Annotated in this window: 1 protein-coding gene; it reads left to right on the forward strand. The window is 63.4% G+C overall.

The window, feature by feature from the left end; all coding sequences use genetic code 11:
• Positions 1-31: 31 nt before the first annotated feature.
• Positions 32-205, forward strand: a 174-nt coding sequence (locus A9513_RS00005) for an ATP-binding protein (protein WP_217988574.1), incomplete at its 3' end; no start/stop codon positions are given.

The following is a 205-nucleotide window of genomic DNA, read 5'->3' on the forward strand; positions in this document are numbered from 1 at the left end:
CGCCTGCGTGGCCAGACCGAGGAGATCGGTCATGCGTGATTTGATGGCGGAACTCAAGGAGCTGCGCCTGCACGGCATGGCCACGGCCTGGGCGGAGTTGACTGCGCAGGGTGAGTCGAACACAGCCTCGTCCAAGTGGCTGCTCGAACACCTGCTGGAACAAGAGCACACAGATCGCGCCATGCGCTCGGTGAGCCACCAGATG

The sequence above is a fragment of the Pseudomonas sp. AU12215 genome, from assembly GCF_001675465.2.
Classification (GTDB): Bacteria; Pseudomonadota; Gammaproteobacteria; order Pseudomonadales; family Pseudomonadaceae; genus Pseudomonas; species Pseudomonas nitroreducens.